Origin of the sequence: Kribbella sp. NPDC056345 (assembly GCF_042262745.1) — a bacterium.
Classification (GTDB): Bacteria; Actinomycetota; Actinomycetes; order Propionibacteriales; family Kribbellaceae; genus Kribbella.
Window position 1 is genome coordinate 161,204 of record NZ_JBHJQQ010000013.1, and the last position, 22,086, is coordinate 183,289.

Here is a 22,086-nt window from a genome sequence, read left to right on the forward strand (position 1 = left end):
GGGGGTCGAGGAGGTGGGGGCCGTTGTTGCGGACGGAGCCGACGGCGGTGGAGACGGCGTAGGCCTCGAGGCGGCCGGGGGCTGCTGGGACCAGTAGGCCGAGGAGGTTGTCGGGGTCGGACGACAGCGGGTCGAGCCAGGCGTCGTACCGGTCGCGCTCGACGAGTAGTGGCATCCGGTCGTGGATGCGGCCGAGGTCGTCGGTGGCGGAGGTGGTGAGGACTGTGCAGGTCCAGAGCCAGGCTTCGTCGGACTCGGCGTCGGCGACGGTCTTGTCGCGCCAGATCTCGTAGAGGCCGGCCATGGCGAGGATGCCGCCGTCGGCGGGGTGGATGAAGTAGGGCTGCTTGACGGGTTTGCCGTCCTTCTTCTCCTCGGCCGTGTACCACTCGTAGTAGCCGTCGGCGGGCAGGATGCAGCGGCGGGTGGCGAAGGCCTTCTTGAAGGCGGGCTTCTCGGCCACCGTCTCCATCCGGGCGTTGATCAGCCGGGAGCCGATCGAGGTGTCCTTGGCCCAGGACGGCACCAGCCCCCATCTGACCGTGGTGAGCTTGCGGATCGTCTCGTCGGGAACCTCGCGGTTCTTCCGCTCGACGACCGCGATCACCTCGTTGGTCGGGGCGACGTTGTAGTTCGGCTCGGCCTCCTGGACCGACTCGCGCACGTTGCCCACCTCGATCTCGAACTCCTCGACGAGATCGGACGGGTTCCGGCTGGACGCATACCTACCGCACATACAACGCAGCCTAGCGAGCCGCCCCGACACTTCCAGGTGTACGACGCTCAGACGGCAGTGAGCCGGTCTCTGAGTTGTGCCAGGTAGAGGGAACTCGGGTCCAGCCCCAACATGTTGGTGCCGTCCTCGTAGCCCTTCTGGTGGTCGGTGTACCAGTTCTCTCCGGTAACGATGCCTTGCGTGCCGATGGCGAAGTTCTGGGCAGTCGGCGGGGTCTGCACGCACAACTGCCGGCCGGCGTCGACGGTGCAGTTCCAGGCCACGCTGTTCACCGAGGACCAGCCGTGCCCGTCTCCTTTGTCCCCACGATTGTGCAGACCCAGGGCCCAGAGGTTGTCGCTCTGGTTGGACAGTTCCTTGATGTTGTCGTACAGGAGTCCCTGGCTCCACCGGTGGTGGCCGCCGCTCTCGTTGCGCCCGTTCACATTGGATCCGTTGAGCCACACGTTGCCCGAGCAGGTGGTCGTTCCGGTGGCGACGAAGGCGTGCCGCGCGAGGTTCGCCTCCAGGTCGCGGAAGAGGATCTGCTGCGCGTTCCCGGCTGCGCAGAAGCTGTACCGTCGCCCCCCGGTGACCTTGGATCGAGGTTCCATCGCCCGTACCCGCTCAACGGTGACCCGCGTACTGCGCTGCACCCAGACAGCGGAGTTGGAGAAGTGCAGCAGCGAGGCGTCCTTGACCCACGCATCCTCGGCGCGGGAGATGACGATGCAGCTCTCCGGATGGACCTCGTCGAAAGGAGCCGGGTCGCCCATGTCGATGCGGAGGTTCTCGACTCCGACGTTGCGCAGGACCCTGCCGCGGTTCCAGACGTAGACGTAGGACTGGGACAGCGAGCGGCGGAGGTCGTTGAAGACAGGGGCGCAGATGATGATGTCGTCGCCGGCGATCTCCTGGATGTACCTGTTGTACATGATCGGATACGCCCCAGCTGTCCAGCTCGGCTGGTCCCGGACGCCCCCGTTGTTGATCGCGTTGCGCCATTGCGGAGTGTCCGGATGGACGATGATGATGTTGTCGCCGACCTTCAGGTTGAGCGTCGATGCCAGGGTGAGGCGGCGCTGCCCGGTCTTGACGAGGCTGGAGAGGACGCCGGTCCGGGTGCCGGTCACCTCCGAGTCCCAGTCGGCGGCTCCACCATCGATCCAGAGAACCGTGCTCCTGACCCCGCCGGTACCGGTGATGACCGTGTTGGCCGACGGGTCCTGCCATTGGCCCTCGCCCCGCAGTACAACCCCGTCGCGCTGCATCTTGAGTACGCCGCCGACGGGGTAGTGCCCGGCCTTGAGGAGCAGCGCACCCCTGAATCCATCGGCACCGGGCTTCCTCGCGCCGACCTCGTCGAGCGCAGCCTGGATGCGGGCGGTGCTGTCCACTTCGCCTTTGACCGGGCCGATCTCCTTGACGACGGAGACCGAGGGCGGTGACTCCGCTCCGTTGCGGTAGCCGGCCCAGCTGAAGTCCGGGATCATCTTGCCGCGCTCGTCCGGCGCGTAGACAAGCCGGCCGTCGGGACCTGGCTTGACCAGGTCGGAGGTCCAGCTGTCCGCCCGCGCTTCGCCTTGCTGCAGTGTCACGCCGGCCAGGGATGCGACCGTGGCCCCGCCGCCGATCTTGAGCAGGTTGCGGCGAGATATCGACTTGGACATCGCATGGGTCCCCTCGGGCGGACTGTCGGTGCCGCGCGAGCCTACTTCGGCAGGAGGTCCCGCCGCCGTCAAAAAGCACAGACAAGCGACAGTGGATCGCCCACCCCGTGATGGGCGATCCACTGCCGGCCTGATGCGCCCGGGCGCCCCCCTGTCGGCGCCCGGACGCGGGTTCTAGGGGCGGGCCAACTCGTCCAGCACCCGCTCGGCCATGGCTTCCGAACCGGGAAGTCCCTCGATCCAGACCCGGGCCAGTTGCGGTACGTCGGTGTCCAGCCGCCACTGGGTGATCAGGGCTCGTACCGTCTCGACCTGCTCCGGCAGGTTCGGGTCGCGGCCGACGAGCGCCGTCGCGCGGCGTGCGCCGACGCGGCCCAGTACGTCACCGCCGCAGAACACGATCCGCAGGCACTCCGCGACGTCGACGAGGCGGAGTTCGCGCTCGAACGGCGAGGCGCCCGGGGGATTGAGCGGCTCGACAACCACCAGTGCGTGGGTCTGCGGTACGGAAGTTCCACGGAACTCCGCCTCTCGGTAGAGCTCTCCCAGCCGGGACCGCAGGTGCGCCAGGCTGGACAGCCCGGTCAGCGGGTCCTCGCAGGACAGCGTGTGGAGATAGATCAGCGAGGCCTCGGCCCAGCTGGAACTGAGTGCGCGTACCGCGGCGAAAGCCGGCTCGCCCCCGGCGATCGAGCGGTACAGCGCACTCAGCCCATCAAGTGCCTCGAGCAGTGAGACTCCGTCGGCCGCCAGCCGGCGTCCGACCTCGTCACTCGCAGGCACGACATCGGCACCGTCGTGCAACGCCTCGGCAATCGCGAGATAGGCGCTGTGATCGGTACCCGACCCCCCGTGATACCCCCCGTGCTTGGTTGCTCCGTGCGGGTCCCTCCTCCCGAGCGGTGCACCTGATGACCCCAGATCAGGGGACGACGCTTCCGGCGTACTCCGGGCGAGCGACCCCGCCAGGTTGAGGGACTTCGGCGGGCGCAGGTCGAACCGTCGGCGGATGTCCGCGAACAGTGACATGGCCCTCCTTGAGGCGTCCCTTCAGTCTCCCGACCGGTTGCCGGAAGCGTCGTTCCACCGAAGAGACAGCCGGGGCCGAACTTCATGACGCGGATTCCCAAAAGTTTTTTCGCGTAACTTCAGTGCTGGTCATCTCGTCAGGAAAGAGGCACAGTTCCGCGTCAGAAACAGGTGCGTCCGGGCGTCCCACGTGGGAGCCTTGTCTCCGGCAACGATGTGACGCACGGTGACAACGTGAGCCAGTAGAGTGAGACCAGAGCACGGGGGAGATTGATGGAGACGCCGGAAGGGCCGAGCGACGGCGAGCTGATAGCGCGCGTCCGCAACGGCGACCTGGAGGCGTACGGCGAGCTGTTCGGCCGGCACCACCACGCGGCCGAGCGGATGGCCCGCCAGCTGGTTCCGGCCGGGGACGCCGACGACCTGGCCAGTGACGCGTTCGCCAAGGTCCTGGACGCCCTGCGCGGCGGCGGTGGCCCGGACATCTCTTTCCGCGCCTACCTGCTCACGACAGTACGGCGGGTGCACGTCGACCGGATCCGGTCCGGCAAGAAGGTGCAGACCACCGACGACATCGCGGCGTACGAGCGCGAGCCCGAGACCTTCGACGACCCGACCGTGACCGGTTTCGAGAGCGGTGCGGCCGCCAAGGCGTTCGCCAGCCTGCCGGAGCGGTGGCAGGCAGTGCTGTGGCACACCGAGGTCGAGGGTGAGAAGCCGGCCGCCATCGCTCCCCTGCTCGGGCTGACCGCCAACGGCGTGTCCGCTCTGGCCTACCGGGCCCGTGAGGGCCTCCGGCAGGCCTATCTGCAGCAGCACCTGGCCGACGTGGCCGGGGACCGCTGCCGCTGGACCACCGAGCGTCTGGGCGCCTATGTCCGCGGCGGACTGACCAAGCGGGAGAACCGCAACGTCCGCGAGCACCTGGACGACTGCGCCAAGTGCACCGCGGTCTACCTCGAGCTGGTCGAGGTCAACAGCGCTCTGCCGGCACTGCTCGCCCCGGCCCTTCTGGGTACGGCGGGTCTCGGCTACCTGGCCGCAGCGTCCGGCACGAAGATCGGACTGGTCGGTGTCGTCGTCACCGCCTGGCGCAAGGCGACGGAGAACAGCACCCGCACCGCAGTCGGCGCAGGTGCGGTTGTGGTCGTCGCAGTGGCCGCGGTGATCGCAGCCATGGCCCTGACCGGTAACGAGTCTCCCCCGGCCGCGATCGACAAGCCGTCGGTCCCGCAGCCCACCCAGCCGCCCGCCAAGCCGCCGACTGTGCCCCCGGTGAAACCACCGGTCAAGCCACCGACGCAGCCGCCGCCCAAGCCGACGACTGCGCCGACCACGGCGCCCACGACTGCTCCGACCACGCAGCCGACGACTCCCCCGCCGACCACTCCGACACCGCCCCCGCCCACCCCGACGACGCCCGTGCTGCTCGAGGGGCTGCTGACGATCAGCATCCCGCCGGCCCAGCGCATCGGTGGGAACGGCGGCAGTGCTCCGACGACCAGGGCCGAGCGGGTGGAGGCGGCCGGTGGCATGAGGTTCGTGATCACCATCAAGACTCCGTCCGGCAACCAGGAGCCGGTCGTGATCGGCCTCAAGTACGGCAAGGCGCTGCAGTGGCCGCTCAGCGGCAACCCGCGCGGCTGGAGCTGCGACAAGGCCGCCGGGACCTGCACGGCGACCAACTCCGCCAAGCCAGAGCCGATGACCGTGTCGTTCGCGACGCCGTCCGGCGGCTCTGTCCCGGACCGCACGTTCACCGTGTCCGCCAAGACCGGCCGGTTCTACGACGACGACTCGCGGACTCTGGTGGCCCCGCCGCGCACCGACGAGAACCTGCTGAAGATCACCAAGGGCCCGAACGACGCAGATGTCCACCACCGCGTGCTGACAGTGGCTCCCGGCCTGGACCGCGACTCCGTGACGCTGAAGATCAGCTATGGCTCGAGCCTGCAGTGGCCGATCCTCAAGAACCCGCTGGGCTGGAAGTGCTCGTCGGCTACCAAGACCTGTACGTCGCTCACTCCGCTCAAGCCCGTCCCGCTGCGTGCTGTCTTCCCTGTGCCAGAAGGTGGTTCAGCGAGCGCCCGGACGTACACAGTGAGTGCCACGGCCGGACTGGTCAGCGACGTCGACTCCGAGACCCTCCCGGGGGTGCGGAACGACGAGTCGCTGCTGCAGATCCTCACCCCGACACCGCACGACGACCCGAACCCGTTCGTCTACAACCGGTTCCTGAAGGTCAACGGCGTCACCGATCGCCGGGTCACCCTGGACATCTCCTGGGGCCGGAACCTGTCGTTCCTGAACGCCCTGGACGGCGGCTGGACGTGCTCCCGGTCGACCGACGTACGGCGAGCGACCTGCTGGACCGACAACTACCGCAAGGCGTTCAACTCCGAATGGAGTGCCTGGCCCGGTAAGGGCACGGCGAACACCGTCACCGTGCACGCCCGGGTCGGTGGCCGGGAGGACACCGACTCCGTGCAGATCCCACCGTCATCGGGCAGCCGCTGAAAACTCGTTGCCCGGTTGGCCTATCCTGAACATGTTCGCGCTGACGGAACCAAGTAGCGCCGTACGCCACGTCCGAGAGAGCCGCCGGTAGCTGTGAAGGCGGCACGTGGAGCGGTCGTGAAGACACTCCTGAGCGAATGCACGGCAAGAGGCCGGGTCGATCTGACCCGGTGAAGGTGTGGTGGCACCGCGAGATTCCCCTTCGCCCACACCTCCGGGGTTCGAGTACAGACCTGGAGGTGAAACAGTGATGCGAATTCTCAACCAAGAGATCCCCTCAGCAGTAGGCCAGACCGTGACGGTGGCCGGCTGGGTGCACCGAAGACGACGGCTGGCGGCCGTCAGTTTCCTGATCCTGCGCGACCGGTCCGGCCTCAGCCAGATCGTCGTGAAGGCACCGGAAACCCAAGCCCAGCTGGACGAACTCGGCGAGGAGACTGTGGTTCAGGTGACCGGTACGGTCGCCGCCAACCCACAGGCACCCGGTGGTGCGGAGCTGGTCGACCCGGTGATCGAGCCGCTCACCGAGCCGGCCGTGACCCCGCCGATCGAGCTCTGGCGACCCACCGTCGGAGCCGGGCTGCCCGTCGTACTGGACAACGCACCGGTGGCGCTACGGCACCCTGCAGTGCGGGCGGGCTGGGAGATCGCGGCAGCGGCGCTGCACGGTTTCCGGAGCGCTCTGGACAGCCAGGGCTTCACGGAGATCCAAACGCCGAAGATCGTCGGTACGGCGACGGAGTCCGGAGCCAACGTGTTTGCGCTGGACTACTTCGGCGGACCGGCGTACCTGGCGCAGTCGCCGCAGTTCTACAAGCAGACGATGGTCGGTGTGTTCGAGCGGGTCTACGAGGTCGGTCCGGTCTTCCGGGCCGAGCCACACGACACCGTGCGACACCTGGCGGAGTACGTGTCGCTCGACGCGGAGTTCGGGTTCATCCAGGACCACCGCGACGTTCTCGCCGTACTGCGCTCTGTCCTGGCCACCATGCTGTCGTCGGTGGGCGAGCGGGCATCAGCCGCGCTGGAACGGCTCGGGGTCGAGCTACCGGAGATTCCAACGGAGGTTCCGGTCCTGCACTTCACCGAAGCACTCAAGCTGGCCGGCGCGAACCCGGACGAACCGGACCTGGCACCAGCCGACGAGCGTGCGATCGGCGAGTGGGCACTGCGCGAGCACGGCAGCGCGTTCGTCGCCGTCGAGGGCTACCCGATGGTGAAGCGGCCGTTCTACACACACGCACAGCCGTCTGACCCCCGTTGGTCCAACTCGTTCGACCTCCTGTTCCGAGGCGTCGAGCTGGTCACCGGAGGCCAACGCCTACACCGCTACACCGACTACGCAACCGCCCTAGCAGCCCGCGGCGAGTCAGCAGACGCGCCGGCGTACACCTCATACCTGCAGTCCTTCAAACACGGCATGCCACCCCACGGCGGCTTCGCCATCGGCCTCGAACGCTTCGTAGCCCGCCTGACCGGAGCCGAAAACATCCGCCAGGTAACCCTCTTCCCCCGAGACCTACACCGCCTAACCCCATAACCATCCACCCACCCCAACCACCCGACCCCAGCCACAGGTGGGCAGGCCAACGCACCCAGCTCAACCACACCACCCCAACCACAGGTGGGCAGGCCCGAATACACAACAGACGGCCGCGGCGGCGAGAAGTCCGGACCTACCCTCCCGGCCGCATCTGCAGGGCCGGGGGCGCCGGTCATGCGGCCGACAGTGTGGGTGCCTGGTCCTCGCCGCTCCGGCCGTCTGTTGTGTATCAAGCCCGCTGGTCTGTGGCTGGGGTCGGGTGGTTGCTGTTATGGGTTGAGGCCTGCCCTTCCGTGGCTGGGGTCGGGTGGTTGTGGTGGCTTGGGGGCCGCCTGTCTGTGGCTGGGGTTGGGTGGTTGAGGCGGGTTGATGCCTGCTCGTCTGTGGCTGGGGTTGGGTGGTTGTTGTTGTGTGGCTGCCTGTGGCTGGGGGTTGAGTTGCTCGGTGCATGATGGGCGCATGCTGAGTGAGGTCGAGCAGAAGGTGCTGGCGGCTGTTGACGACGAGCGGGTGGTCGCGGAGCTGCGGGAGCTGGTCCAGATCCCGAGTGTTGACGGTACGGCGGCTGAGGGTGAGATCCAGTCGTGGTGTGCGGAGCGGCTTCGGGCGCTCGGGCTGACGGTCGACCACTGGGAGATCGATCTGCCTGCTTTGACTGCTGATCCGGGGTTTCCGGGGTGGGAGGTGGAGCGGGAGCGTGCCTGGGGGTGTGTGGGCGTGCTGGGCGGGGACGGTACGCCGGGGCTCATCTTCAACGGGCATGTGGACGTCGTACCGCCGGGTGACCTCGCACAATGGCCGGGCCGGGATCCGTTCTCGGCGCGGGTTGAGGACGGTGTGATGTGGGGCCGTGGCACGTGTGACATGAAGGGTGGGGTTGCAGCGTTCCTGGGGGCGGTGGCGGCGATTGTTGCGGCCGGGGTGGAGTTGCGGAAGCCACTGGCTGTGCACACCGTGTTCGGTGAGGAGGATGGTGGCGCTGGCGCGTTCGCGACGCTGCAGCGGGGTCACACCGGTGAGGCGTGTCTGATTGCCGAGCCGACCGCCGGTGCGGTCATTCCGGCCAATGCTGGCTCGCTCACCTTCCGGCTGGAGGTTCCGGGTCTCGCAACGCACGGCTCGACCCGCAGCCGCGGTGTGAGCGCGATCGAGAAGTTCACCGTCCTGCAGAGCGCGTTGCAGGCACTGGAGACAGAGCGGAACCGTGACCCGCACCCACTACTCGCCCACCTAGACCTGGCGAACCCCCTCTCAGTCGGCACCATCCAGGCCGGCGACTGGGCCAGCACCGTGCCCGACCTGCTCATCGCAGAGGGCCGGTACGGCGTCCGCCTGGGCGAGTCCGTCGAGTCCGCCCGAGCAGCCTTCGAGGCAGCGGTCGCCGAGTCCTGCGCCACGGACGAGTGGCTGCGCGACCACCCCGTCACAGTCACCTGGCCCGGCGGCGAGTTCGCCTCCGGCCTGCTCCCTGCCAACGATGCCCTGCTCCCCGACACCCTCCAAGCAGCCACCGACGCCGGCACCGCCACCCCACCAGTCAACGGCGCCCCCTACGGCTCCGACCTGCGCCAGTACGCCGCCGCCGGCATCCCCACCCTCCAGTACGGCCCCGGCGATGTCCGCTACGCCCACGCAGCCGACGAGCACGTCCGCCTCTCGGAGGTCCTGCACGCAACCCGTGCGTACACGCTCCTAGCCCTGCGCCGTTGCGCCTGAATGGTAGAAACGCTGCATGCAGGTGTTGCGGGGGCGGTCGGAGGAGCTTGGGCGGCTGCTTGAGGCGTTGCGGGCGGCTGCGGAGGGTACGGCGTCGCTGGCGGTTGTGAGTGGGGAGCCGGGGCTGGGGAAGTCGGCTTTGCTGGGGGCGGCGGTTGAGCAGGCGGGGCGGCAGGGGTTTCTGGTTGCGCAGGCGACTGCGCAGCAGACGGATGACATCAGCCCGCTTTCGTCGCTCGCTCCGGCGCTGCGGGCCGGGCGCGAGCCGCTGATCGACACCGAGCGCTTCATGGAGCTGGCGGCGCTCAACACGCAGCCGCTCTGGCTGGCTGAGCGGCTGGCTGACTTTGTCGGTCGCCGGCTGGACGGGACCAAGGCTCTGATCGTGCTGGACGACGCCCAGTGGTCTGACCCGCTGACAGCGTTCTCCCTGCGCGTCATGATCGCCCGGCTCTCCAGCCACCAGGTGCTGTGGCTCGTCGCCACCCGACCAGCTCCCGGCGGTGTGGCCGACCAACTGGTCCATGCGGTCCAGACTCAGGTCCCCGTACATGCCATCGAGCTGGGACCGCTCAGTGCAGAGGCGATCCAGGACCTCGCGAAGGACCGGCTCAACAGTCCCGTGGAGTCAGGCCTCGCCCTCCAGCTGGCTGGTGTCCAGGGCAGCCCGTTCCTGGCGGAGCAACTGATCGCCGGGCTCTACCTCGACAACGCCGCGCCAGGCACCCCGGCGACCGCCACCCCAGTGGGTCCGCTGCTTTCGGCGCCCGCCCCGACCGGCCCGCTCCCACCCGGACTGGTCGAAGGCGTCCGGCGCCGCAGTACAGGGCTCTCCGAGAACGCACGGACGCTGGTCCGAACCGCGGCGGTGTTCGGCAGCGAGTTCCGGCTCGAGGACGTCGCTGCGCTGATGTCCGAGCCGGTGGCCAAGCTGGCGAGCGCGCTGGACGAGGCGATCCAGGCAGGCCTGCTGACCGACGCCGGCTCGGCGCTGCGGTTCCAGCACGAGCTACTGCGCTCGGCGACGCTGGCCGACATACCGCCGTCCGCCCAGCGGGCTCTGCACGGTGCCATCGCCGCCCAGCTGATCGCAGCCGGCCGCGGCGCGGCTGTCGCGGCACCGCATGTGCTGGCCGTCGCCCAGCCCGGTGACACCGCGGCGGTCAGCACCCTGCGGCAGGCCGCGCAGGAGCTGCTGGCAACCATGTCCACCACAGCGGCCGAAGTGATCCAGCACGCGTTCGACCTGACCGGCATTGACGACCCGCTGCGCGCCGAGGTCGGTGTCGACGTCGTCGCCGTCCTGCTCGCCGCGTACCAGTACGACCGCGCCAAGGCCTTCGCCGACGACCTGCTCAGCGGTACGGCGCTCTACCACGGACCGGTGACCCCGGATCTGCGCGCGTCGATCCAGCTGCACCTGGCGCCACGGCAGTGGGTAACCGGCCGTCTGGAGCGGCAGGCCCTCTTCGCACCCGGCGCGGCGCCGCATCTGACTGAGCGCCTCACCGCCTACCGCACCCTGCTCGCACCGGATGAAGTAGCGCCGGCAGACCTGCTTCCCCGCCTGACTGATCCAGTAGCCAGGGCCATCGTCCTGGCAGCCGCTGCCGAGAGCGCGAGGGCCGAGGGCCGGTATGCCACGGCTCGCGACTACTACGTCCGGGCTCGCGAGACAGCGCCGGATCTGGGCAGTCCTCCAGACGCCCTGCTCGAGGTCGGCGAGCTCTACTGCCGCGCCGAGACCGACGAACTCCCTGCAGCGCTGCAACGCAGCCGTGAGCTCATGACCGCCGGTGACTGGCAGTCCGCGGCCCATCTGAGTCTCCTGCACGCCCGACTCGAGTACGCGTCCGGAAACCTCGACGCTGCTGAGAAGGAGGCCAAGGCCGGGCTGTGGTGGATGAAGGACCTCCATGACACCGCGCTGATCCCGGCCACCCACCAGGTGCTCGCTCTGATCGCCCTGCTGCGGAACCACCTCACCGAAGCGCGTGAGCTCGCTGGAACCGACAGCACCATCAACGCCCTGCTGGCACTCGCCGATGGCGATGACAAGGCCATCACCCGGCTGCGCGACGTACCGCAGGAGTTTCCGGAGCGGATCGACGTACTGGTGCGGGCTGACGCCGAGGACCTCCTGGCTGCTCAGGTCGCCGCCAGCCCGTCAGCCGCCGCACTGGGTGCCCACGAGCTTGTCGCCGCGGGCAACGACCTCAAGCGGCTCGCTGCGGCCGCAGAGCAGCTCCGGTCCGCAGACCGGCCGCTCCTGCAAGCCCTGGCCGCGGACCGCTATGGCCGGGCGGAGCTGGAGACCGGTGACCGCGCGACCGGGGTCGCCACGCTGGAAGAGGCCCTGGACACGCTCACCAAGCTGGGAGCCACCGGACCAGCAGCACGGATCCAGGCCGTGCTCCAGGCTGCCGGCGTACGGCGTCGCCGGTGGGCCGCCGTACCAGCGCGAGCCGAGGCCGGGTGGGAGGCCCTCACCCCGATGGAGCGCCGGGTCGCACTCCTGGTCGCGGAGGGGCACACCAACCGGTCAGCCGCCGAGGAGCTGGTCATCTCGGCCAGCACCGTCGGTACGCATCTGCGGTCGGTCTTCGGCAAGCTCGGGGTGAACTCCCGGGTCCAGCTCACCCGTCTGGTGCTCGAGCGGTTCGCTCCTCCCCCGAACGCATGAGTTTTGGGTGCACCAGCACCCACGACCCCCTCATGCACTCCGTGGAAGTTCAGATGATCGGTCGATCCGGCGGAGCGGCTGTTCGCGGCAATCTTCTGGTCATCAGCTACTGAACCTACTGAAGGAGTGCGAGACAGATGACCGTCAAGACCCCCACCGTCGTTCTGGTCCACGGAGCGTTCGCCGAGAACTCGGCCTGGACCGGCGTGATCGCCGAGCTCACCAGCCGCGGCATCCCGGCGGTGGCGCTGTCCAACGAGCTCCACGGCATCGCGTACGACGCCGGCCGGATCGCAGCGCAGGTCCGCGAGATCGACGGCCCGGTCGTCCTGGTCGGGCACTCGTACGGCGGCGCGGTGATCACGAACGTGGCGAACGCCGCCGACAACGTGACCGCCCTCGTGTACGTCGCCGCCTTCGTCCCCGACGAGGGTGAGAGCCTGCAGGACCTGCTCGGCAGCTTCCCCGCCAACGACTTCGCCGCCGGACTGGTGCCGCACCAGCTGCCGACCGGTGACGGTGCCGAGGAGACCTTCCTGAGCATCGACCAGGCCAAGTTCCACGACCTGTTCGCGGCCGACGTGGCCGACGCCGAACTGCTCGGCCGGACCCAGCGGCCGATCGCCGCCGCGGCCTTCGCGGAGAAGTCCGGTCCGGCCAGCTGGACCCGGCTGCCCGTCTACCAGCTGATCGCCACCGGTGACCAGGCCATCCACCCGGAGGGCCAGCGGACCATGGCGGCCCGCGCCAAGGCCACCACGATCGAGGTCGACGGCTCGCACGCAGTGGCCGTCTCACAGCCCAAGGCCGTTGCCGCCTTCATCGCGACCGCAGTCGAGGGTGGTGCGAACTGATGAAGCTCCGTCGCCTCGCCGCCGCCGCGGCAACAGTCCTGCTGACAGTCACCGGAGCCACCTCCGCCGCCGCGACGCACAAGCCGCAGCCCAAGCCCACCATCGTCCTGGTCCACGGCGCCTTCGCCGACGGTGGTAGCTGGTCGGAGGTGACCAAGAAGCTGCAGCGCGACGGCTACACGGTCGTCAGCCCCGCAGTACCGCTGCGCAGCATCGCCACCGACACGTCGTACCTGAACGGCGTCCTGGCCGGCATCCCCGGTCCGAAGGTCCTCGTCGGACACTCGTACGGCGGCGCTCTGATCACCCAGCTCGCCGGAGCAGCCGATGTGAAGTCGCTGGTCTACGTCGCGGCGTTCATCCCGCAGGCCGGTGAGACGATCGGCGCTCTGAACGCGCAGTACCCGGGGAGCGAGATCGGACCGGACACCACCAACGCCATCGTCTACCCGGGTGGTGTGGACCTGGTCATGAAGCCGGATGCGTTCCGGTGGGTCTTCGCCGCCGACCTGCCCAGCCGGCAGGCCGCCGTACTCGCCTCGTCGCAGCGTCCGGTGTCCGCCTCGGTCTTCACCGAGAAGGTGGACGCCAGCGCCCCGGCCGGCCTCCCCAAGTACGCCGTCATCGCCGGCAAGGACCGTGCGATCGCCCCGGCCGGTGAGCGGTTCATGGCCGAGCGGGCGGGCGCCAAGATCGTCGACGCACCCGGTGCCTCGCACCTGGTGATGCTCTCGGAGCCGAGCTTGGTCACCCGCACCATCGAGCAGGCCGCTCGCTGAAGTCACCTGTCGGCCGGGCCACCCCTCACCGGGTGGACCGGCCGACGACGCGTTCCAGGGCCAGCTCCCCCGCCGCCCGCCAGGTCGGCTTGCCACCTGGCAGCCCCTTGTCCCCGTTGTTCGCCATAGCCAGCACGAACAGCGCCTTCATCACGGCGTGGCCTCGTGCCCGCCGGAAAGTCGCGTCATCCACCGGATAGGTCTCGAAGAACAATTTCGCGGCGCTGTCCGGTAACAGCACCCAGGCTGCGGAGATGTCGACAGCAGGATCGCCGCTGCCCAGGTCACCGAAGTCGATCACCCCGGCCAGCCGGCCGTCCGCGACTACGAGGTTCGCTGGGTGCAGATCCGTGTGCACGAGCAGCGGCGGCCCGTCCCAAGCCGGTGCGGCGACGGCGTCCGCCCAGATCTCCCGTACGGCGTTCCCCGGCGCCACGCTGCGGAAGAACGAGTCGATGTCGCCCCGCCTCAGCCGTCCGGTCCGCGGGCTCACCGGTACGCCGGCCGGTGCGGGCACATGCAGTGCGCGCAGGAACGCCGCCAGCGCCGTACCCGACTCATCCGCCGTGACGAACTCCCGGTCCGCCGGTTCACCCGGCACCCACTGGGTGATCAGCCACGGGTTCGGGAACCGGTCCGACGGCACCCCACGCCGTACTGGTGTCGGCACTGGTAGTGGAACTCTGTCTGCGATGCCCGGGAGCCATCGGTACTCGATGTCGAGCTGCGCCGCCGCGCCCGGCTGGCGGGGTGTCCGGACCGCCAGTTCGTCGCCCAGCCGCCACATCTGGTTACCCCAGCCACCGATGACTTCTCGGATCTCCAGATCGGCCAGGTCAGGGTGCTGGTCGCGGAGCAGGTTCCGGACGAGGTCTTCGGTGATGTCCATGTGGCGTCAGACGCGTCACACGCGGAATGGGTTCGGGCGAGTGTGAGTTATCCCAGACATGCGTATTGATGTCTGGTCCGATGTCGTCTGTCCGTGGTGCTACATCGGGAAGCGGCGCCTCGAGGAGGCACTGGCCGAGAGCGGTGACACCCCCGAGATCGTCTGGCACAGCTTCCAGCTGGACCCGTCGTCGACGAACGACGACCCGCGGGACCTGCCGACGCGGCTGGGTGAGAAGTACGGCCGCGACCGGGCCTGGGGCGTGCAGGCGAACGAGCACGTGACCGACGTGGCCGCTGAGCTCGGGCTGGAGTACCACCTGGACCAGGCGAAGTCGGTGAATACTGTCGACGCGCACCGGCTGCTGCACCTGGCTCTGGAGTCAGGTACCGAGACGCAGGGCCGGTTGAAGGAACGGTTGCTGAAGGCATACTTCACCGACGGTCTCCCGGTCGGTGACCACGCCACGCTGGCGGCACTGGCCGCCGAGGTGGGCCTCCCCGCTGACCGGGTGGCCGAGGTGCTGGCCGGAACGGAGTACGCCGACGAGGTGGCCGCCGACCAGGCACAGGCCCTCGCGTACGGCGCGAACGGCGTACCGTTCTTCGTCATCGACGAGAAGTACGGCGTGAGCGGCGCCCAGCCGGCGGAGGTGTTCCGCGAGGCGCTGCGCCGGGCGAACGCCGACCGCAAGCCGGTGACGCTGATCAGCTCGCCGAACGCGGCCGACGCCACCTGTGGTCCGGACGGGTGCCCGATCTGACGGTTGGGCCTGGGTACCGGGAACGCCTCAACACGTGGTGTATGAAGGAGGCATGACTGTCGTGCGTGCACTGGCCAGGCCGTTGCTGTCCGTCATTTTCGTCGCCCAGGGTGTGAGTGCGGTGCGCAACCCCGAGCCGCTGGTGCCAAAGGCGCAGCCCGTGACCGATCGGTTGGTTCCGCTGGTGAAGAAGGCTGTCCCAGCGCAGATCGGTGACCGCATTCCTGAATCGACAGCCAACCTGATCCGGCTGAACGGCGCCGCCCAGGTGCTCGGTGCGCTCGCACTGGCCACTGGTAGGGGCCGTCGGCTCGGTGCGACCGTGCTGGCGGCATCGCTGGTCCCGACCACTCTGGCCGCGCACGCGTTCTGGCAGGAGGACGACAAGGAGGCCAAGGCCCTGCAGCGGTACCAGTTCATGAAGAACCTGGGTCTGCTGGGCGGCCTGCTGCTCGCCGCCGTCGACACCGAGGGCAAGCCGGGCGTGGCGTGGCGGGCGACCCATGGCGCGAAGGCGGCCAAGCGGGAGACCAAGCGCGGCGCCAAGGCCGCCAAGCGCGAGGCCCGGCAGCTGGCTCACGACGCCAAGGCCGCAGCCCGACTCGCGAAGGCTGAGTTGCACCTCGGCTGACCTGTACCACCCCTACTCTGTAATTCGTGCCTACGTACAGTGACGACGGGCAGTGGTGGTGGGACGGGCGCTCTTGGCAGCCCGTCAGCCAGCAGCCATCCACCGCGCCCCAGCAACAGCCCTACGCCGCGCCCCAGCAGTACGCCGGACAACCGCAGTACGCCGGGCCGCCGCAGCAGCCGAAGAAGAAGGGGCCGGCGCTGCTGATCGTTGCCGGTGCCGTTGTCCTCGTGCTGATCATCGCGGTCGGCGGTGTCCTGGTCTGGAAGAACACCTCCAGCGACGGCGGCAGCGACACCGCGGCCGGTGCCCCGCCGGCCGGCGCCAAGATCATCGAGCCCGGTCAGCCCGTCACGGCACAAGCGCTGAGCGAGGTGCACCCGCAGGCGTTCCACGAGAGCGTCATCAAACGCCAGATGACCGCACCGATCGGCCAGCTGAGGACCTCGCAGTTCCAGACCCCGGCCGACTTCGCCAGCCGCAAGTCGATGTCGATCACCGATGTCGCGATCGACCACAAGCTCGACAAGTTCTCGTACCAGCAGAGCATCATGAGCAGCCCTCCGACCGAGATCCGCTGTGTCAACGGCAAGGAGATCTACTGGTCGGACTACGAGAAGAAGTGGACGCCCTGGCGGTACGAACGCCCGACTTGCTCCCGGAAGCCGTTCATCGGCACCGGTGACGCGATCGTCTCCAGTGGCCTGAGCGCCGAGCAGGCCGACAAGGCCATCGCCTACCTCCGCGGTGCCACGGGTTTCGTGAACCCGGCGCAGCCGACCCTGCTGTCGGTCGGCGGCAGGTCCTACGTCCGCCAGGTGGTCGACTTCAAGCCGGTCACCCGGGCCGACGGCAATTCCTACGGCTCGGCGATCCCGATGTGGGCCTTCCGCGAGACGGGGAACGACCCGGCCACCTGGACCTGGGGCAATCCGTTCAACCTTGCCTCCGGCATCCACATGGTCTACTACCTCGACACCGCCACGCTGCTGCCGGTCGCGGCCTTCCAGTCCGCGATCCCCTCTCCGAAGGCCTACCAGGAGCAAACGGTCCAGCTGATCAACTACGCCTATCCGGCCGCACTCCCGCAGCCCAAGCTCGGCAACGGCCCGAACACGATGGCGCTGAACCTGCCGGAAGGCTGGAAGGTCCCGTAGCGGGTCCGGCTCCCACGATCTGACCTGGCACGGCCCTAATCTTGGGCCGTGCCTACCTACAGTGACGACGGGCAGTGGTGGTGGGACGGCCACGCTTGGCAGCCTGTCACCCAGCAGCCACCACAGCAGCAGCCGTACGGCGGTCAGCAGTATCCCGGGCCGCAGCAACCCGGCGGACAACCGCCGTACCAGGGTGGACCCCAGGGCTTCTACCAACCGCAGCAGCCACAGCAGCCGCAGCGGAAGAGCCGCACGCTGCTGATCGTCGCCGGTGCCGTCGCGCTCGTGCTGATCATCGCCGTCGGCGGCGTGCTCGTCTGGAACAACAACTCCGGCGACTCCGGTGGTACTGCGGGCGGCGGCCCGGCGGGCAGTGACAGGAAGGCCGGTGGTGCGCCGCCGAAGAACGCCAAGACCCTCGAGCCCGGACAGCCCGTCACCGCCGAGACGCTGGCCGAGGTGGACCCGCAGGCCTTCCACGAGGGCGTCATGATGCGCCAGATGGTCGCACCGATCGGCCGGCTGGTCTCCGCGACCTTCGAGAGCGAGGAGGCCTTCGCCTCGCGCAGGCAGTGGGTACTCACGGACTATGCGATCGACCACAAGACCGACAAGTACTACTACTTCAACGCCCTGCTGCACGCGGCGCCCGAGGTGGACAAGCGCCCGTACAACATGATGTGCGTCGGCACCAAGCAGATGGAGTACTCGAACGTCTACCAGCAGTGGAGCGAGGCCCGCAGCCCGGGGAACAAGTGCACGAAGAAGCCGTACGCCGGCCACTGTGACTCGGTCGTCTCCAGCGGACTGACCGCCGACCAGGCGGACGTCGTGATCAAGGAACTGCGGGCCGCCAAGGGCTTGGTGAACCCGGCCAAGCCGACGCTGCTCTCCGCGAACGGGAAGACGTACATCCGCCAGGTGGTCGACTTCAATCCGGTGATGCTGGGCGACAACTCGTACTACGGCTCCCAGATGATGATGTGGGCGTTCAAGGAGGCTGGGCTCGACCCGGTCACGTGGCCCTGGTGCAACCCGTACCACGTGAGTGAGGGCATCCACATGGTCTATTACGTGGACACCGAGACGCTCCGGCCGGCTGCTTCGTTCCAGCGCGGCACCGAGGCCCCTGGCCGCGAGGACGACGCGGACCCCGTTCAGGTGGTCAACTACAGCTACCCGACCACGCTGCCCGTGTCGAAGCTGCCGAAGAACGCAGGTACTCCGCGCATCTCCCTGCCGGAAGGCTGGAAGCTCCAGTAGGCGGGCATGCCCTAGGCTCAAGGGGACGGAAACGAGCGTAGGGAGTGGGATGAGTCAGGAGCAGGGCTGGGCGGCACCGCGGGCCGAGGGGCCGGTCAGCGGCCGGATCACGGTGCCGGGGTCGAAGTCGATCAGCAACCGCGCACTCATCCTGGCGGCGATCGCGGACGGCCCGTCGCACCTGACGGGCCTGCTCGCCGCTCGTGACACCACGCTGATGCGGTCGGCGCTGACCTCGCTGGGCGTCGGGATCGCCGACAACGGCTCGACCGTCACCGTCACCCCGGGCTCGCTCAAGGGCCCGGCGAGTGTGGACTGCGGCCTGGCCGGCACGGTGATGCGGTTCGTACCGCCGGTGGCCGCGCTGGCGGACGGCGTGGTCGAGTTCGACGGCGACGCGTACGCCCGGGAGCGCCCGATGGGTGTGATCCTGGATGCGCTGCGGGCACTCGGCGTACAGATCGAGGACGGTGGCACCGGCCGGATGCCGTACTCCGTGTCCGGCACCGGATCGGTGCGTGGCGGCACGGTGACGCTGGACGCGTCCGGGTCGAGCCAGTTCGTCTCCGCACTGCTGCTGGCCGGCGCCCGGTACGACGAGGGTGTGGACATCCGCCACGACGGGAAGCCGGTGCCGTCCCAGCCGCACCTGGACATGTCGGTGGCGATGCTGCGTGAGCGCGGCGTCCAGGTCGACGACTCCGAGCCGAACCGCTGGGTGGTTGCCCCTGGCCCCATTCGGGCCCTGGACAGCGCCATCGAGCCTGACCTGTCGAACGCTGCGCCCTTCCTGGCCGCTGCGGTGCTGACCGGCGGCGAGGTGACGGTGACCGGCTGGCCGGAGCACACCACGCAGCCTGGTGGTCAGCTGCCCGACATCTTCACCCGCTTCGGCGCCGAGGTCACCCGCAACACCGATGGGCTCACGGTGCGCGGCACCGGTCGCATCCACGGCTGCGATCTGGACCTCAGCGAGGTCGGAGAGCTCAGCCCGGTGCTACTGGCCGTGGCTGCCTTCGCGGACGGACCGTCGTACCTGCGAGGTATCGCGCACCTGCGCAACCACGAGACCGACCGGCTGGCCGCACTGGAGCACGAGTTCAACGCACTGGGCGGTGACGTGACGCAGACGGCGGACGGGCTGGAGATCCGCCCGAAGCCGTTGCAGGGCGGACTGTTCGCGACGTACCACGACCACCGGATGGCCCACGCGGCCGCTGTGGTCGGGCTGCTCGTCGACGGGCTGCTGATCGAGAACATCGGGACCACGGCGAAGACCCTGCCTGCGTTCCCCGAGCTGTGGTCGGGGCTCGTCAGCTGATGTCGCGGTACGACGAGGAGGCCAAGTACGACCGGCCCAAGCGCCGGACCCGGCCACGGACCAAGGACCGCCCGTCGTACGACGACGCCGTCATCGGCTTCGTCACCACCCGGGACCGCGGCCGCTACACCTGCTGGGTCGGCGACCGTCAGGTGACGGCCATGAAGGCCCGGCAGCTCGGCCGCACCGGAGTGATCGTCGGCGACCAGGTGAAGCTCGACGGCAACGCCACCGGCGACGAAGGCACGCTGGCCCGCATCGTCGAGGTAGTCCCCCGTACGACGCTCCTGCGCCGCTCGGCCGATGATGACGACCCGGTGGAGCGCCCGCTGGTTGCGAACGCGGACCAACTGGTCATCGTGGTCGCCGTAGCGAACCCGGAACCGCGCACCGGTCTCATCGACCGCTTCCTGGTCGCTGCGTACGACGCCGGCATGCGGCCGCTGCTGTGTCTCACCAAAACCGACCTGGCCGACCCGACACCGCTACTCGACATCTACCGCCCGCTGGGCGTCGAATCCGTCGCCACCCAGCAGGGCGGCAACCTGGACGCGCTCCGCGAGCAGCTGGACGACCGCACCAGCGTTCTGGTCGGCCACTCCGGGGTCGGCAAGTCCACCCTGGTCAACGGGCTGATCGAGGGGGCGAACCGTGCCATCGGCGTCGTCAACGACGTCACCGGCCGCGGACGCCACACCTCCACGAACACCGTCGTACTGCGGCTGCCCGCAGGCGGCTGGATCATCGACACCCCGGGCATCCGCTCGTTCGGCCTGGCGCATGTCGAGCCGGACAAACTCATCAACGCGTTCCCCGACCTGGCCGACATCACCGTGGACTGCCCGCGTGGCTGCACCCACACCGAGCTGGCCCCGGACTGCGCGCTCGACGAAGCAGTCGCGGCCGGCCGTGCGGACGCCGAGCGGGTGACGTCCTTCCGCCGCCTCTTCGCCAGTCGCGAAGGGCGCGAGCAGAAGGACGCCGAGCCGACTACTTAGGCAGCTGCCCGTCCCAGACCGCCTTCGCCCCGGCGTCGCCGGTGCGGATGGTCTGATAGATCACCAGTACGCCGATCACGACCACGGCAACGCTGGTCACCAGCTCCAGGGGCCGACCGCGGCCTTCCTTGGCGCCCTTCCCGCTGGCCAGGGCCGACGGGCCGCCCAGCAGCAGGAACGCGGCCACGGCCACCACGGCGAAGATGAGGCAGAACCAGAACAGCAGGTCGCCCCGCTCCTCGTGCACCTGGACCGCCTTCTGGAGAGTCGGCACCGCGGCGACAAAGGCCTCGCCACTCTCCTTGGCGACGTACGCGAGCACCAGTGAGCCCAGACCGAGCAGCAGCACCGGCCAGCGCAGCAGCCACCGCCAGCGCGGTACCAGTGCGAAGACGATCGCGGTCAGGGCGGACACCGGCAGTACCAGCACAGCGGCGTGGATCACCAGCACGTGCATGGGCAGATCCCCGAAGCGCTCGAACATTTGACGCCTCCCAGGCGGTCATGAGGTTCCTGATACCCACAGCACGATCAGAACCCCTATTCGGTTCACCCTGAGCTCAAGCTAGCCTTCCGGCTATGCCCTCGCACACGGATGACCTGCGACTCGCCCACATCCTGGCCGATGATGCGGACTCCACCACTATGGACCGCTACAAGGCGCTGGACCTGCATGTCGCCACCAAGCCGGACATGACGCACGTGAGCGAAGCCGACACCCGGGTCGAGGACGTGATGCGCAAGACGCTCTCCCGGGCGCGCCCGCGGGATGCGTTCGTCGGCGAGGAGGAGGGCACCACCGGCTGGGGCGCCCGGCGCTGGGTCGTCGACCCGATCGACGGCACCGCGAACTACATCCGCGGAGTCCCCGTGTGGGCGTCCCTGATCAGCCTGATGATCGAGGACCAGGTCGTCGTCGGCGTGGTCTCCGCTCCGGCGATCGGCAGGCGCTGGTGGGCCTCGTACGGCGACGGTGCCTGGACCGGCCGCTCCCTGCACTCCTCGCAGCCGTGCCGGGTCAGCGACGTGAGCCAGATCGAGGACGCCTCACTGTCGTACTCCTCGCTCAAGGGCTGGGGCAAGCTCGGCAAGTCCGAGCAGTGGAGCAGTCTGATGGAGGACTGCTGGCGGACCCGTGCGTACGGCGACTTCTGGTCCTACATGCTGGTTGCCGAGGGCGCGGTCGACATCGCCGCCGAGCCCGAGCTCAACCTCTGGGACATGGCCGCCCTGTCGATCATCGTCGACGAGGCCGGCGGCAAGTTCACCTCCGTCGACGGCACCCCCGGCCCGAACGGCGCGAACGCGGTCGCCACCAACGGCCGCCTTCACGACGAGGTTCTCAAGCGCCTAGCCTGACCACGTAGGGTGGCCGCATGCCCTTGAACTACCCCCTTGCGGAGCAGACGCTCGACAACGGCCTGCGGGTCGTGGTGAGTTCGGACCGCGCCGTACCGATCGTCGCCGTCAACCTCTGGTACGACGTGGGTTCGCGTCACGAGCCACCCGGTCTGACCGGTTTTGCGCACCTGTTCGAGCACCTGATGTTCCAGGGGTC

General features: G+C 68.8%; 19 protein-coding genes. 14 read left to right on the top strand and 5 right to left on the bottom strand.

Annotated features, from left to right (window positions below; all coding sequences use genetic code 11):
• The 3 genes from ACFCV3_RS34705 to ACFCV3_RS34715 form a co-directional block, all read right to left on the bottom strand.
• A partial coding sequence (locus ACFCV3_RS34705; RefSeq protein ID WP_376037532.1) for an SOS response-associated peptidase occupies positions 1 to 736 on the bottom strand: 736 nt, incomplete at its 3' end.
• A 47-nt stretch (positions 737 to 783) separates the two neighbouring features.
• Positions 784 to 2,385 carry a hypothetical protein gene (locus ACFCV3_RS34710; protein WP_376037535.1) on the bottom strand — a complete coding sequence of 534 codons (1,602 nt, stop codon included), beginning with the start codon at positions 2,383 to 2,385 and terminating at the stop codon, positions 784 to 786.
• A 174-nt stretch (positions 2,386 to 2,559) separates the two neighbouring features.
• Entirely contained in the window at positions 2,560 to 3,414 is an 855-nt protein-coding gene (locus ACFCV3_RS34715; RefSeq protein WP_376037538.1) for a hypothetical protein, read from the bottom strand.
• Between the two features lie 273 nt (positions 3,415 to 3,687).
• Between ACFCV3_RS34715 and ACFCV3_RS34720 the strand changes: the two genes are divergently transcribed.
• The 6 genes from ACFCV3_RS34720 to ACFCV3_RS34745 all read left to right on the top strand — a co-directional run bounded on the left by ACFCV3_RS34720 (position 3,688) and on the right by ACFCV3_RS34745 (position 13,506).
• Positions 3,688 to 5,931, top strand: a complete 2,244-nt coding sequence (locus ACFCV3_RS34720; protein WP_376037540.1) for a sigma-70 family RNA polymerase sigma factor — start codon at positions 3,688 to 3,690, stop codon at positions 5,929 to 5,931.
• Between the two features lie 250 nt (positions 5,932 to 6,181).
• Complete coding sequence (gene aspS, locus ACFCV3_RS34725) at positions 6,182 to 7,471, top strand: aspartate--tRNA(Asn) ligase (protein WP_376037543.1); 1,290 nt, start codon at positions 6,182 to 6,184, stop codon at positions 7,469 to 7,471.
• 462 nt (positions 7,472 to 7,933) lie between these two features.
• On the top strand, positions 7,934 to 9,190 hold the full coding sequence (locus ACFCV3_RS34730; protein ID WP_376037546.1) for an ArgE/DapE family deacylase: 1,257 nt from the start codon (positions 7,934 to 7,936) through the stop codon (positions 9,188 to 9,190).
• Positions 9,191 to 9,206: 16 nt separating this feature from the next.
• Positions 9,207 to 11,873 carry an AAA family ATPase gene (locus ACFCV3_RS34735; RefSeq protein ID WP_376037548.1) on the top strand — a complete coding sequence of 889 codons (2,667 nt, stop codon included), beginning with the start codon at positions 9,207 to 9,209 and terminating at the stop codon, positions 11,871 to 11,873.
• Between the two features lie 137 nt (positions 11,874 to 12,010).
• Positions 12,011 to 12,727, top strand: coding sequence for an alpha/beta hydrolase (locus ACFCV3_RS34740; protein WP_376037550.1), 717 nt, complete (start codon positions 12,011 to 12,013; stop codon positions 12,725 to 12,727).
• Entirely contained in the window at positions 12,727 to 13,506 is a 780-nt protein-coding gene (locus ACFCV3_RS34745) for an alpha/beta fold hydrolase (protein ID WP_376037552.1), read from the top strand. The genes ACFCV3_RS34740 and ACFCV3_RS34745 overlap by 1 nt, the downstream gene beginning before the upstream one ends.
• A 25-nt stretch (positions 13,507 to 13,531) precedes the next feature.
• Here the strand turns inward: ACFCV3_RS34745 and ACFCV3_RS34750 are convergent, their stop codons facing one another.
• Entirely contained in the window at positions 13,532 to 14,395 is an 864-nt protein-coding gene (locus ACFCV3_RS34750; protein WP_376037553.1) for an aminoglycoside phosphotransferase family protein, read from the bottom strand.
• Positions 14,396 to 14,453: 58 nt separating this feature from the next.
• Here ACFCV3_RS34750 and ACFCV3_RS34755 point away from each other — a divergent pair, with 58 nt between their 5' ends.
• Genes ACFCV3_RS34755 through rsgA form a run of 6 tightly spaced genes read left to right on the top strand, consistent with a single transcriptional unit; the run spans position 14,454 to position 20,528 of the window.
• Positions 14,454 to 15,158 carry a DsbA family protein gene (locus ACFCV3_RS34755; RefSeq protein ID WP_376037555.1) on the top strand — a complete coding sequence of 235 codons (705 nt, stop codon included), beginning with the start codon at positions 14,454 to 14,456 and terminating at the stop codon, positions 15,156 to 15,158.
• A 52-nt stretch (positions 15,159 to 15,210) separates the two neighbouring features.
• Positions 15,211 to 15,789, top strand: coding sequence for a DoxX family protein (locus tag ACFCV3_RS34760; RefSeq protein ID WP_376037558.1), 579 nt, complete (start codon positions 15,211 to 15,213; stop codon positions 15,787 to 15,789).
• Positions 15,790 to 15,815: 26 nt separating this feature from the next.
• Positions 15,816 to 16,946 (top strand): hypothetical protein, encoded by a 1,131-nt coding sequence (locus ACFCV3_RS34765; RefSeq protein ID WP_376037561.1) that lies wholly within the window; start codon positions 15,816 to 15,818, stop codon positions 16,944 to 16,946.
• A gap of 48 nt (positions 16,947 to 16,994) precedes the next feature.
• The gene (locus tag ACFCV3_RS34770; RefSeq protein WP_376037563.1) at positions 16,995 to 18,209 is read left to right on the top strand and encodes a hypothetical protein; all 1,215 of its coding nucleotides are present in this window, start codon (positions 16,995 to 16,997) and stop codon (positions 18,207 to 18,209) included.
• 49 nt (positions 18,210 to 18,258) lie between these two features.
• Positions 18,259 to 19,530 carry a 3-phosphoshikimate 1-carboxyvinyltransferase gene (gene aroA, locus ACFCV3_RS34775; RefSeq protein WP_376037566.1) on the top strand — a complete coding sequence of 424 codons (1,272 nt, stop codon included), beginning with the start codon at positions 18,259 to 18,261 and terminating at the stop codon, positions 19,528 to 19,530.
• On the top strand, positions 19,530 to 20,528 hold the full coding sequence (rsgA, locus tag ACFCV3_RS34780) for a ribosome small subunit-dependent GTPase A (protein ID WP_376037568.1): 999 nt from the start codon (positions 19,530 to 19,532) through the stop codon (positions 20,526 to 20,528). Before aroA ends, rsgA begins: the two co-directional genes overlap by 1 nt.
• Here the strand turns inward: rsgA and ACFCV3_RS34785 are convergent.
• On the bottom strand, positions 20,521 to 21,012 hold the full coding sequence (locus tag ACFCV3_RS34785) for a DUF2231 domain-containing protein (RefSeq protein WP_376037571.1): 492 nt from the start codon (positions 21,010 to 21,012) through the stop codon (positions 20,521 to 20,523). The genes rsgA and ACFCV3_RS34785 overlap by 8 nt on opposite strands.
• A gap of 95 nt (positions 21,013 to 21,107) precedes the next feature.
• Here ACFCV3_RS34785 and hisN point away from each other — a divergent pair, with 95 nt between their 5' ends.
• Entirely contained in the window at positions 21,108 to 21,887 is a 780-nt protein-coding gene (gene hisN, locus ACFCV3_RS34790; RefSeq protein ID WP_376037574.1) for a histidinol-phosphatase, read from the top strand.
• 17 nt (positions 21,888 to 21,904) lie between these two features.
• Positions 21,905 to 22,086 (top strand): M16 family metallopeptidase (locus ACFCV3_RS34795; RefSeq protein ID WP_376037577.1); only part of this gene is annotated, 182 nt, incomplete at its 3' end.